Source organism: Aestuariibaculum sp. M13, from assembly GCF_024723255.1.
GTDB lineage: Bacteria > Bacteroidota > Bacteroidia > Flavobacteriales > Flavobacteriaceae > Aestuariibaculum > Aestuariibaculum lutulentum.
The window spans coordinates 737,459-750,631 of the sequence record NZ_JANIAC010000002.1 but is presented as its reverse complement, the minus strand read 5'-3'; the positions used below and the strand labels follow the sequence as shown (position 1 = coordinate 750,631).

The following is a 13,173-nucleotide window of genomic DNA, read 5'->3' as shown; positions in this document are numbered from 1 at the left end:
TTATGCAGAACCTAATACCTGCTTTAAACTAGAAATTTGATTATCCCAAAGCATCTTTGCTTCATCTACTTCATCTTCTTCAGCAAAATCGGTGATAATTAAAGAAACGTCTTTTGTAATTTCATCAACCTGAATTTTAATTTCGAAATATGAAGTATTGTCTTCCTCATCATTTAACCATCTAAACTTTACGCGTTCGCCACTTTTTTTGCTTAGCAGCTTCGCTTTTTCTTCACTATCGTCCCAGATAAAGGTAAATAATTCGCCACGAGAATTAACATTATCGGAGAACCATTCAGACAAACCAGACGGGGTTGAGATGTATTGATATAATAATTGAGGAGAAGCGTGTATTGAGAATTCTATTTCAAATTTAATTTTATCGTCCATAAAGTACTATTAAAAAATTATTTAGCCCAATATATACATTAATTAAGACCTGTGACAATAAATTTTAATAATATTTTTTTTCATTTTGTGTTTGCGTGTATGAATAATGTTTCTATATTTGCACCCACAAAACGGCGAGGTAGCTCAGTTGGTTAGAGCGTCGGATTCATAACCCGGAGGTCGCGGGATCGTGCCCCGCTCTCGCTACAAAGCAGAATGCTAGTAAAATCAACGGTTTGGTGTCACCAAACCGTTTTTTTTATGTCCAATATTTCTGATATATTGCAAGGTGAATACGAAAGTGAATACGGAAACGAATACGATTTATCTGTGCAAAAACAATTTTCCAAGCCCAAAATCTACACAGCCAGTGGTAATTTAAAGCAGCGTTGGTATGTCTATTTTTCATATCGAGATCCCAAGACGAATACCTTAAGACGTCAATCTCCAATCTATGCCAATGCTAACCGGTATCAAACCAAAGAAGAGCGTATGGCTATTTTGACTGTTTACAGTCAAATTCTATTTAAATTACTTAAAAGAGGCTACAATCCTTATGCTGATAATGTCGAACTTTTTAAAAAAGAAACGGCAAAACAGCGTACAGATAACACCACGGAGACTCCTGAAATTAAAATCACACCCAAAGTTGAGCTAAAGTCAGAACAATCAGAGGAAGTCTTTGACAAAGGAAAGCGTATTGAAGAGGCTTTTGATTTATATATGACTTTAAAAAAGCGTTCGCTTCGGGAAAACAGTTTGAGATCTTACAAAAGTCATATTAATGTCTTTAGTGGATGGCTAAAAAATAATCACCCAGAGGTTAAATTCATACGAGAGATTGATAAAAAGCTAGTGATGGAGTTTTTAGACTATACATTAACAAAATCCTCAGCAAGAAACAGGAATAATTATAGAATTAGTTTGAGTAATTTATTTCAAACCTTAGAAGAAAACGAAATAGTCAATCAGAACTTTGTTAAGAATATCAAAGCGCTAAAAACGCAACCTAAACGAAATAAAACCTACAGTAAAGAACTTCAAGAGAACATTTTTAAGCATATGGAAGAGCAGGATGCAATGCTTTTACTTTTTGTAAAGTTTGTATCCTATGGCTTGTTAAGGCCAATTGAGATTTGTCGTTTGAAAGTAGGAGATATAGACTTAAAACAAAAAACAGTCACTTTTGAAGCTAAGAATAAAGCCTTAAAGACTAAAATTATTCCAGAGATCTTGTTTAAAGAGTTACCTGATTTAAGTAAATTAAATAAAAATTATAGCTTGTTTACACCACAAGGCATTGGGGGCGAATGGCATATGAGTGATAATGGTAAACGCAATTATTTTTCCAAACGCTTTAAAAGGGTTGTCAAGGATGCCTTTAATCTAGATTCGGAGCATAGCATGTATAGTTTCAGACATACCTTTATAACGAAGTTATACAGAGCCTTGGTAAAAGAATCATCACCCAATGAAGCTAAAAGTAAATTAATGCAAATTACAGGGCACAATACTATGGATGCTCTAGAGAAATACTTAAGAGACATTGATGCCGAATTGCCAAAAGATTTTTCAGAATTACTAAAAAGTTAGATGCTTATGAAATCATATGAAGATATACAATTAGAGCTTCTAAGTAATTTGTTTTGTGCTTCGGTGTATTACTTGCCTTTAGGATTATTAGAGATGGCTGGTGAAACGACACCGGTGTTGTTAAATCATGCTAATAGGATGTTGCTTTTTGAGAAAAACGGACACAATTATTTAGTAGACCAACAACCGGTTAGTGTTCATGTATTATCTAAATCACTTCTTTTAGATAACAACATTTATACCCTCTTAGAAATGGTAGAGACTGAACCTAAAACAAAGGTCGAGTTTTTAATCGATCGCTATACAACCTATGTTCAAGGATTTGTTGGTATTTACAGTTATTATATGGAATATGTGAAAATAGACATACCGGATATAAGTAAGGATCAGTTTAATGCATTTGTACAACAATTAAATATCACAAAGCAGCATTTGGAAGAGCTTAAGGAACGGTTTGGTAAAAAAGCAAAAAATAAATCGGAAGTAAAACAGGTGTCTGTTTCTGAAAATAAAGCCCTAGAGGAAACACTGGAAGAAGTAAAACGTGTTTTAATCCCTAATGTTAGCAAAGACTCTGAAAAATTAGAATTTAAGTTAAAGGAAACTAAGACGTCTAAAGCTCAGGATAAAAGAAAGCAGCATATTGAAGAACTAAAAGAGCAGGCAAGAAGCGAAGCAGAATTTGTGCTTTTAACTCAAGTATTTAATGTGCCATTAGAGACGAGTTGATGCTTTCCACCGAAAGAACACCGGTTTCAAAAATGTGTGTTTATTGTGTGACAGAAGTGATGCCAGTGTTATTTTAGAATGCACCAGTGCGCACCACACAAAAAAGTTAACACCGGTTTTTACACCGAAAACTGCAATTATCAAGAATGGGTGTAAAAGTGGGTGTAAATTAGATGAAGGTGTTTGATTATGGGGTTTTTAGTCATTATACCAGAGTTATTTTAGGATGCACCAGTGCGCACCACACAAAAAAGTTAACACCGGTTTTTACACCGAAAACCACAATTAGTAAGAATGGGTGTAAAAGTGGGTGTAAATTAGATGAAGGTATTTGATTATGGGGTTTTAGTCATTACACCAGAGTTATTTTAGGATGCACCAGTGCGCACCACACTAAAAAGTTAACACCGGTTTTTACACCGAAAACTATAATTAGTAAGAATGGGTGTAAAAGTGGGTGTAAATTAGATGAAGGTATTTGATTATGGGGTTTTAGTCATTACACCAGAGTTATTTTAGGATGCACCAGTGCGCACCACACTAAAAAGTTAACACCGGTTTTTACACCGAAAACTATAATTAGTAAGAATGGGTGTAAAAGTGGGTGTAAATTAGATGAAGGTATTTGATTATGGGGTTTTAGTCATTACACCAGAGTTATTTTAGGATGCACCAGTGCGCACCACACTAAAAAGTTAACACCGGTTTTTACACCGAAAACTATAATTAGTAAGAATGGGTGTAAAAGTGGGTGTAAATTAGATGAAGGTGTTTGGTTATGGGGTTTTAGTCATTACCCTAGAGTTATTTTAGAATGCACCAGTGCGCACCACACTAAAAAGTTAACACCGGTTTTTACACCGAAAACTATAATTAGTAAGAATGGGTGTAAAAATGGGTGTAAATTAGATGAAGGTGTTTGATTATGGGGTTTTTAGTCATTACACAGAGTTATTTTAGAATGCACCAGTGTGCACCACACTAAAAAGTTAGCACCGGTTTTTACACCGAAAACTACAATTAGTAAGAATGGGTGTAAAAATGGGTGTAAATTAGTTAATAGAGTTTGGATGTAAAATGTGGTGTTATTTGTAGGTCCCTTGATTTTGAATGGTTATTTAAGTTTGTTTTTGTGGTGCTCAGTGGCGTTTTTAAAAAATGTTAATGGTGTTTTGGATGTAAAATGTGGTGTTATTTGTGGGCCCTTGATTTTGAATAGTTATTTAGGTTTGATTTGCGGTGCGCAGTGGTGTTTTAAAAAATGTTAATGGTGTTTTGGATGTAAAATGTGGTGTTATTTGTAGGTCCCCTGATTTTGAATGGTTATTTAAGTTTGTTTTTGTGGTAATCAGTGGAATTTTTAAAAAATGTTAATGGTGTTTTGGATGTAAAATATGGTGTTATTTGTAGGTCCCTTGATTTTGAATAGTTATTTAAGTTTGTTTTATGGTAATCTGCGGTTTTTTTAGAATAAGTTGCTAACGATTTTTAATATTAAGCTTTTGTGATAGGATTTTAAGATGAACTGATTTTAAAATGGGACTAAAATCAGTAGAGGTATAATTTATAAGATAATTCCGTTGCGTAGAAATTTATAAAAATTTCGAAGTAGGAATTGGTGGCTCCCTTATTATGCCAAAAATTCACTTAAACAACTTATTTTTAGTTGTAAATCCGAAGCAATGAACTTTATATGGTGTTGTGTGTAGTTTTAATCAATTATATCAAAAAAAATGAATTTAGGATTCCTTAAAAAATAAAACCGTTTACCATCTTTAAACTCAATATAACTAGCAGTTAGGTAGTTGTTTTTGATTTTTGTCAAGTCAGATTTAGTGTATGATAGTTCTTCGGAATTTATATAATAGTTTTCATCGTCAAAAAAGATATTTTTAATCTTATGAAATTTTACAATGTATTTTCCGTGAAAAAAAATTATTGAGAAAAATATGGTTAAAATTTTTAAAATTCCAAGATAATGTCTTCTTTCTAGTAAAATAGAGCAGATGATACTCATTATAATCAACTGAAAAATGTAGATTATTGTAAGCATTGTTTTTCCTTCTTTAAAAGATAAATATTCCATTAACTATTTTCTTTAATTACACACAACGGTTCGTATAACCGTCAGTTATCGGTTTAATTTACTTTGTTTTTCGGTTTAACACTGTCGTTAGCAATTCCGAGTGGATTCGGACGTAGTCGAATCCGCCGTAATTGCGGTTATACATTGTTGTAAAACGTTTTTTTATTTCCGTTTGTAATTGCGTTTCCATTCTTTAAATCCGATTACGTCATCTCTAACTTCTTTTATCCACTTTTCTCCCTTTGTCGAGTTCAAGTGTTCATATACTATTCTGTTGTAAGCAATTATTATGTCATTTTCTGGTCCAGTACAACCAAATTCGTAAAAGTAAATTCCGTATTCTTTTTCAAATTGTGGGTCAGTAGCTATTATTGTTGGTGCAATTCCGCCCATTAGCAACAAAAATGGATTTCCGTTTTTAATATCTAATTCCGCCATTTTTTCAGCTTCTTTTATGTCTGTAATAAAAGTCAGTTTAGAAGCTCCAGAATTATTTAATTGCTCATCGCTCAATTCTCCAATTCTTGAGAATATAACAGTTTCTTCTCCGTCCGTTTGTGCATTTAAAGTCAATGTCAAAATTCCGATAAATAGCGTCAATATGAATTTCATACGGTTCTCTTAAATGTTTTACAACGGTTTGTGTATAGTTTCGTTGCGTGAAAATCCGCAGGATTTTCAGGTTTAAGAAACTAAGATAGCAAAGTTGCGAGGATTTTCCGTGAGGAAAATCATAAGCAATGAATTATACGCGGTGTTACCCAACGTTTTTATTTTTTATTATTATTTCAACCGCTTTTACCGCTTCTTTCTGATATTTTGATTTATTGTTCAAAATATAATTCAATTCACTTTCTGATTTCGATTGAAATTTGTCAACGAATTTTTTTGTCCGATTCTTTTCTTGAGTTTGTTTTAATTCCACTGCTTCCTTAGAATCGGATTTATTAATGTATTGAAACATTCTAAATCTATACTTTGTATTTTGCACTATTGGAGCATCATGCAAAAAGTCCACAAGTAAATTTGAAATGTAATATCTGTCACCATTATTAAATTCTAAATCCCAATATGCAAGGTCAGAATTTATCATTTTCCAACGTTTAGCATCGTCAATCCGATTTTTATAGTAAACACCCAAATGATAAATTGAAGATTTGATTTCGGATATTTCATATTGCTTTTGAACTCCATTTTTTGTGATTCCAATACGGTTTGATTCTGTGTCGAATTTAATTTTTGTGGTTTTATTTTCTTTATAGTAATCCCAATAAATTATAAAATTTGGAAGGTTGTAAATTATCAAAATTACGGCCATTATTTTCACAAATGGGAAATCCCAAACGAATTGTTTTCCCTCTCTAAAGTAGTACAAAATTGGAGTAAGTATTATTAATCCAATTGCGAAATAGAGATTTTCCCTTAAAAGGGTTTTTAGAAGTTTATTATTGGGTTGGTAGGTTTTTTTCAAAATGTTGGGTAACAGTTTGTATAAGGCTTGTTGCGTGAAAATCCGCTAGGGTTTTCAGTTTAAGAAACCAAGATAGCAAATTTGCGAGTATTTTCCGTAGGAAAATCCGAAGCGATAAAATTTATACGGTGTTAGCAAAACGTTTTTTTATTTAGCAATAAAATTCAATCCGCAAACTGGACATTTTTTAGAGTTATTAAATAATAGGGTTTGACAAGCTGGACATCTATCAAAAACATTTATTATTTCTTGAGTATATTCCTTTTGTAATTCGTTTAATAATTCAGAATTTTTTTCTTCTATAAAATTTAAAATCCGTTTACCAAAAGGAAGGAACGATGATTCTAAATCAGTCCAAAATATTTTGTAGTGATTGGTCTTTTGAGAGAATCCGATAATTTTATATTCAGAATGTCCAGAAATGAAACTTTCAAACGTCAATCCTTTAGGTTTGTTGAAAATATTTCTTTCTCTTTCTTTTTTGTTTAAACTTTTATATTCAACCAAGGAACATTCTTTTTCATTAAGAAAGTTAGTGATTTCAGATGTCTTTATTTTCGGCTTAAAAAATAATGGATGAAGAATATATTTTACAATTAAAATCCAAAATGATAAAAGAATTATAATTGCAATGAGTAGAGAAGATATGTCGTTTTTCATTTAATTTTTAAATGTTTGCTAACGGTTTGTATAACCGTCAGTTATCGGTTTGGTTTACTTTGTTTTTCGGTTTAGCACTGGCGTTAGCAATTCCGAGTGGATTCGGACGTAGTCTAATCCGCCGTAATTGCGGTTATATGGTGTTGTGTGGCGTTTTTTATTTTATTATCCAATTAATTTCGCTTATCAAATATTTGCCATTTTCTTTTATCACAGTAACTTTTAGTTTATCATTACCAAAATATTTTTGTCCATTTTTATCACTCATAAATAGCGATAAAAACACAGTCCAATAGTCATTTTCTTTATTTAATTCAATGATATCAACTCCATCAGTTATATCTTGACTATTGGTCCAATATAGATAATCGTCACAGTTTTCTGGAATTACACCAATGTATTCACTCCACTTCATGTTGGAAATAGTTTCAGCACATAGTTTGGTTCTTGCTTTTTCTTTATCCAAAAATGAATTTGAAATTGTACCTAATTTTCTTAGTTCCTTAAAATATGGTTCATAATTTACAATACAACTATCATTTTTTCCTTCTGTAACCTCAAATTCTGTAGGTGTTTCAGGATTATGTTCATTTGTATTTTTAATGTACCATCTATGGAATGAAATTCCAACTTCTGCTATTTCTTTTTCTAAATCAGTAAAAATTAATTTAGGTTTAATTGGTTCTATAATTGAATCAATTTTTTCATCTTTATTTACTATTATTTTTTTTTCTTCGTTAACTCTGTTTTCAATTTCAGTGGATTCCTGTTCTTTTTGAAGTGTTTTATTTTTGTTTTCGGAATTATTACAAGACAAAATTCCAAGAACTATGATTAGTATAAATATTTTTCTCATAGGTTTTTTCAAATGACACACAACGGTTTGTGTATAGTTTCGTTGCGTGAAAATCCGCAGGATTTTCGTGTTAAGAAACTAAGATAGTAAAGTTGCGAGGATTTTCCGTGAGGAAAATCGGAAGCAATGAATTATACACGATGTTAGCAGCTGGTTTTTATTTTTTCTATTAGAGTTGTTGCGTTCTCAAATTGATATTATTGAGTTCAATTCTATTTCCAAAACGTTATTTTTCAAAGTCAGTTTTTTTCCATTTAAAATTTCTAAATCCTTAGCAATGCTTTTCTCTAAATCAGTCCGTTGTTTCTTAGAAAATAGATTGCTAATTCTCGTTTTGGTTATTTTTAAATTATTTAATTTTTTTTCAGTCTTAAATTCAGTGAGAATTTTTGTCCGATTTCTATTTTGGCCGTCTTGAGTTTTCCATAGAACTCCTGAAAATCTTGCGTAATATTGATTACTCTTTAAATCTACTTTATAACTACATTGAATGACATGAAATAAATTACGTTCATTGTAGTCCAAATGAGTATCATGGAATTGAGCAAATTCGTTCCAGGATTTATTGATTTTATTCCAATCCATTACTTGCTGCTAACGGTTTGTATAAGGTTTTTTGCGTGAAAATCCGCGAGGATTTTCAGATTACGAAACCAAGATAGCAAAATTGCAAGTATTTTCCGTAGGAAAATCCGAAGCAATAAATTTTATACGATGTTACCTGCTGGTTTTAAATTAGTTTGCCTCTTTAAAATCAAGTAAAATATAATTAACAATCCTAGACCAAGTGCAAGAAAATAAGAAATCATCCTATTTGTGTTAAATTCAGACAACCTACTGTCAATTATTGGTGAAATCAAAAAGGTAATTAGGTTATATGACATATGTGCGAAAATTGTTAACCAAAGATTTTGGGTTTTAAGATAGATATATCCAAAAAATAGTCCACCTATAAAAGTTGAAAAAATACTTGAATCTGTTACAATATGAGCAAGACTAAAAATTAAGGCTGAAATCCATAAAGCTTTTGAAAATCCTTTTGAATTTAAGATTTTCTGGGCAATAATTCTTCGAAAATAGAATTCCTCCAGAATCCCTAAAATAGCTATCATAAATATTAATTCGATTAATTCTTTTGTCGTACGATTAATTTCACCGGTATATTCAAAATCGAATAAACTACATGTAAGTTTATGGGTGAAAGAGTTAAATATGTAAAGTCCAATGACACCTATAATTATTGAATATACCCATTGAACTTTTAAAGGTTTTGAATGTTTTTCAGGCAATGCACTTGCTTTAAATTTGATTAAAAAAAGACCTGCTATAATTATTGATAAGAAATTACCGAATCTAGTTATCCAAATATTGCTAAATTGAGAAGAATAATTATAACCTATTAACAAGATTATAAAACTCAATATTAAATTCAGATAAAGGTTTTTAGTCATATTTGGAGATTTATTGTTTGTTAAATTTTGTCAAACTTGCAGGTAACGGTTTGTGTAAGGATAGTTGCGTGTGCAAGCAACTAACTTACTAAAAAAGGAACGAACCAGAGGAAAATCCGTAGGATTTTCCGAGTAGGCTAGAACCAAGCAATTATTTTTACACGTTGTTACCACACGTTTTTTATTCCAATTCAGTCATTGTGTGTTCAACGTCAGTTTTATGGAATGTTATTAAATTTATAGTTTTTCCGTTTTGTTTTTCAATCAGATAGGGAACATCTCCGTCCATAAAAATTATGTCATATCCCTCAAAATTAATTCGTTCCCATGATGATGTCTTATAGTCAGGATGTTTATTAGATTCTCTTACGAGAGTAGAGTCAGTTTTGAAGTAAATCGTATCTTGAAATTTTCTATTTTCCCAAAAGAATTTTTTTCCAATAAGTTTAATCGTTTGTTTGTGTTTTGCTGATTCTGGTAATTTTCTGTAAACGTGTTGAAACTCGTTATTCGGAATTTTTATTACCAAAGAATCATTCTCCGCTTTTACGATTTCATAATATTCCAAAGGGTTTTCTTCTGAATAATCTTCGTTAAATATTATGTCGTTTGAAAAGTACATATTCTTACTTTCTCGAAGTTCAGTTCCGTAATCATATTTTGAGCCTTTTGAATAGCATTTATTATTCTTAAAGGTTAATAAATTTCGTTCGGGAAAAACAATAGTTCCATTTTCCGATTTCGAATATTCTCCAATCCAAGTTCCTTTCAAATTCTTGTCAGTTTTACAAGCTGATAAAAAAAGGACTAAAATTAATGATATGGTCGCTGTTTTTCTCAAATGTGTGGTAACGGTTTGTATTAGAATAGTGCGGTTTTGTGTCCGAGGATTTTCCGTAGGAAAATCAGAGTGACCAAATACGCACTAACTTTTGAATTTGTACTAAACTACGCATTATTTTTATACGGTGTTGCCCACAGTATTTTAATTATCTTGGGTTTTTATTTAATAAATTAACCATGTCGTAATAAAATCCGATTGCAATGATTACTCTATTAAGTCCATTGTTGAAATCATTTACAGTAATTTTTTGTTTTAAAGCTCCAGCGATTATGGTCGGCGCAATATCTCCATATTTTGTTTGTGAATTTAGAACTTCTTTGAAGCCTTCATTATTGGAAACATTATTTATGCACTTTAAATAATCTCCGTTTGGGTTTAGTGTGTAGATTTCAAGTTTTTCACTTTCAGGCTCCTCATATTCAGAAGCGGCAACAATCGGTATTTCTTTTTCGTTTTCTTTCTCAACAAATTTTATCCAAATTTTATTGAAAGTTCCGCTACTTTCCAGTTCTTTAATCATTGCTACTGATTTGTCATTTAAATAGAAAGACAATGGCACATTTAAACGTTTTGGAATTGAGCCTAATTCTTCTATATATGTGTTGAAATTTGCTTTATTGTTTGTGCTACCATAATGTTCAGCCAACATCTTTTCAAAAAGAAAGGTTGCTCGATTTAATATTTCTATATCATTATCATTTAGACACCCTTTTAGGTCATCTGCATAATGTTTGTCAGTTTGAGCTTGGTTACAGGAAATTGTACAAATCATTATTATTAAAAGCGAAACTTTCTTAATCATATTGTGTGTTTTCAATATTGTGGGCAACGGTTTGTGTATAGTTTCGTTGCGTGAAAATCCGTAGGATTTTCGGGTTAAGAAACTAAGATAGCAAAGTTGCGAGGATTTTCCGAGAGGAAAATCAGAAGCAATGAATTATACACGGTGTTACCCATAGGCTTTTTTTATTTTAATTGGAAATGAATGTGGTCATCGTGTCGAACTGCCTGACAGCCGTGAAACCTTACTTTTTCGTTAGTTAAATTCAGTCGTGTTTTCAAATGCGGTTCGATGAACATTTTGCCTATACTATTTTGCTTTAAGATTAAATTAGCCAAATTACGAGTTCCACTTTCTGAAAAGTCTATGTCCTTATTAATTGTCCCTAAAGTCAGGTATTTGGGAAAGTCATATTGCCAATGTCCGCTTTTTTTGCAAACTTCACTTTGATCATATTCATTAGGTTTGGGGTTTTCATAAACTCCATATCCACTAATTGAAGGTTTTTTATTTGTTAATTGACCGTTTGGGGTTTTATATATTAACGAAACATCTATTTTCTTTCCATCATTGTGGCTCAAATGAGGTAGAAGAGGAAATTTATCAATAAACGGGAAGTTTGCATCAAGGTAGACCATTTTAATTCCGCTATTTTGATTTTCAAATTCAGTTGCCACTTGGGTGAGAGTTTTGTTTAGTTCTGGTCGAACATAATTTCTATTCGCGAGTTTGTAGAATATCGAATGAGCCTTTAGAAATTGAGTTTCTTTTATTTTTTCACGTCCGAAAATCGGCGCAACATTTGGAACAATCAAAAATGTAGAGATTAGATAGAGTCCAACAAAAATTCCAATCCGTTTAATCCGTCTTTTTTTTGCATTTCGATTTATAAGCAAGATTGAAACTAGATATAAAATTCCGCCAATTTGAGTGATAATTGTTAAGATGACGAAAATTATAATGTGGAGTAGGATTCTCAAATTTTGGTGGTTTAGCTTATGGGTAACTGTAAGTATATGCAAAGTAGGCGATTGCGGGCTTCAAACTTATCAAACCGTTGAGATGTTGAAGCGGGCTACAACCGTTGAAATTACTACTTTCACGCCTATTTTGTATATACATTGTTGCCAGCAGTTTTTTATTCTTATCTTGTTTTATATCCCATTTCAATAATCCGTTTTTTAATCTCTTTGTCAATCTTTGCTTTAGTTGTGTAAAAGACAAACATATCAAGCGTTTTAGATAATTTTTGATTAATAACTGATTCAAAATCAAGATTAGTTTGATAAATCACCATTTCTTTAAGAGCTGATAACTGTTCTAATCCCGTTAATTTGTCAAGCGTTTTACAATTAATGATTTTTAAATCATCCATGTTTTTAAATTCAGTGTCGAACTGAATTTGTCCAAGCTGAATATTATTTTCAACATGCAACTTTTTTAAATTCCTGAATTTTCCAATGTTACTTAAATCGTTAAATCCTCTGACCCATGTTATCTCAAGATTCTCTATCTGATTTTCCTCAATTTCCAGTATATTGTCTCTGCCACCAAGAATAAATTTTAGAGTTTTTAGTTTCTTCAATCTATTTACAAAATCAATTGGGACTTTTTTAACAGAATTAAAAGACAAAAATTCTAAATCACTTAATTCTCCGACCGTTGAAATATTCTTTGTATGACCTCCAATTACAAGAGTCTTTAGTTTTTTGTATTCTTTTAAATATTCAAGGTTTAAAGCTTTCGTTTTTGTTTCAGTCAGTAGCAGTTCAGTTAGCCCTTTAAAATTATCAGAATTTAAAATCTCTGTATCAGTCAGCTCATAAACTCCAAGCGAAAGATTCTCCAAATATTTAAGTTCCCTAAGTACATTTAAATTGGTTGCTTTAGTCAAACAATCCGTGTACAAACATTTTACATGAGGAATTTTAGAGATAATATTAAAATCAAATATCCCCGAGTAATGACCATAAAATCGCACTCCTAAACTTGTGTCATGTTTCTCACACAGTTTATCTAATTGTGAAAGTATCTTATCATTGAAAGTCTTACCCGAGAATTGAACAATAACATGTTTATCCTCACTGAGTTCCTTCTCAATGTAATCAACATCGATTTTTTCTGGGTCATTTATTCTATTTTGTTTTAAGGTCATTATAAGTGTGATGGTGTCTTTTTAAATTGCTGGCAACGGTTCATATAACCGTCAGTTATCGGTTTGGTTTACTTTGTTTTTCGATTTAGCACTGGCGTTAGCAATTCCGAGTGGATTCGGACGTAGTCTAATCCGCCGTAATTGCTGTTATATATTG

General features: G+C 31.6%; 13 protein-coding genes and 1 tRNA gene. 3 read left to right on the top strand and 11 right to left on the bottom strand.

From position 1 onward, the window contains the following. Positions 1-390: an START-like domain-containing protein gene (locus NO995_RS10315; RefSeq protein ID WP_240574623.1), complete on the bottom strand. Its 390-nt coding sequence runs from the start codon at positions 388-390 to the stop codon at positions 1-3. A gap of 133 nt (positions 391-523) precedes the next feature. On the opposite strand from NO995_RS10315, the gene NO995_RS10310 reads away from it, so the two are divergent. From NO995_RS10310 to NO995_RS10300, 3 genes are all read left to right on the top strand, one after another. Beyond that, a tRNA-Met gene (locus tag NO995_RS10310) sits at positions 524-597 on the top strand. 54 nt (positions 598-651) lie between these two features. Continuing rightward, entirely contained in the window at positions 652-1,983 is a 1,332-nt protein-coding gene (locus NO995_RS10305; protein WP_258227444.1) for a tyrosine-type recombinase/integrase, read from the top strand. 6 nt (positions 1,984-1,989) lie between these two features. Next, complete coding sequence (locus NO995_RS10300; protein ID WP_258227443.1) at positions 1,990-2,712, top strand: hypothetical protein; 723 nt, start codon at positions 1,990-1,992, stop codon at positions 2,710-2,712. A gap of 2,248 nt (positions 2,713-4,960) precedes the next feature. Here the strand turns inward: NO995_RS10300 and NO995_RS10295 are convergent. The 10 genes from NO995_RS10295 to NO995_RS10250 all read right to left on the bottom strand — a co-directional run bounded on the left by NO995_RS10295 (position 4,961) and on the right by NO995_RS10250 (position 13,016). Further along, a complete protein-coding gene (locus NO995_RS10295; RefSeq protein WP_258227442.1) occupies positions 4,961-5,410 on the bottom strand; it encodes a hypothetical protein in 450 nt (149 codons plus the stop codon). Between the two features lie 145 nt (positions 5,411-5,555). Continuing rightward, positions 5,556-6,269, bottom strand: a complete 714-nt coding sequence (locus NO995_RS10290) for a hypothetical protein (RefSeq protein ID WP_258227441.1) — start codon at positions 6,267-6,269, stop codon at positions 5,556-5,558. Positions 6,270-6,416: 147 nt separating this feature from the next. Then, positions 6,417-6,929 carry a hypothetical protein gene (locus tag NO995_RS10285; RefSeq protein WP_258227440.1) on the bottom strand — a complete coding sequence of 171 codons (513 nt, stop codon included), beginning with the start codon at positions 6,927-6,929 and terminating at the stop codon, positions 6,417-6,419. Between the two features lie 157 nt (positions 6,930-7,086). Beyond that, entirely contained in the window at positions 7,087-7,785 is a 699-nt protein-coding gene (locus NO995_RS10280) for a hypothetical protein (RefSeq protein WP_258227439.1), read from the bottom strand. A gap of 186 nt (positions 7,786-7,971) precedes the next feature. Continuing rightward, positions 7,972-8,370, bottom strand: coding sequence for a hypothetical protein (locus NO995_RS10275; RefSeq protein ID WP_258227438.1), 399 nt, complete (start codon positions 8,368-8,370; stop codon positions 7,972-7,974). A 122-nt stretch (positions 8,371-8,492) separates the two neighbouring features. Continuing rightward, a complete protein-coding gene (locus NO995_RS10270) occupies positions 8,493-9,236 on the bottom strand; it encodes a CPBP family intramembrane glutamic endopeptidase (protein ID WP_258227437.1) in 744 nt (247 codons plus the stop codon). Positions 9,237-9,417: 181 nt separating this feature from the next. Then, positions 9,418-10,077 carry a hypothetical protein gene (locus NO995_RS10265; protein ID WP_258227436.1) on the bottom strand — a complete coding sequence of 220 codons (660 nt, stop codon included), beginning with the start codon at positions 10,075-10,077 and terminating at the stop codon, positions 9,418-9,420. Positions 10,078-10,225: 148 nt separating this feature from the next. Beyond that, positions 10,226-10,882 carry a hypothetical protein gene (locus NO995_RS10260; RefSeq protein ID WP_258227435.1) on the bottom strand — a complete coding sequence of 219 codons (657 nt, stop codon included), beginning with the start codon at positions 10,880-10,882 and terminating at the stop codon, positions 10,226-10,228. A 164-nt stretch (positions 10,883-11,046) separates the two neighbouring features. After that, positions 11,047-11,841: a hypothetical protein gene (locus tag NO995_RS10255; protein WP_258227434.1), complete on the bottom strand. Its 795-nt coding sequence runs from the start codon at positions 11,839-11,841 to the stop codon at positions 11,047-11,049. Positions 11,842-12,005: 164 nt separating this feature from the next. Next, entirely contained in the window at positions 12,006-13,016 is a 1,011-nt protein-coding gene (locus NO995_RS10250; RefSeq protein ID WP_258227433.1) for a hypothetical protein, read from the bottom strand. Positions 13,017-13,173 lie beyond the last annotated feature (157 nt).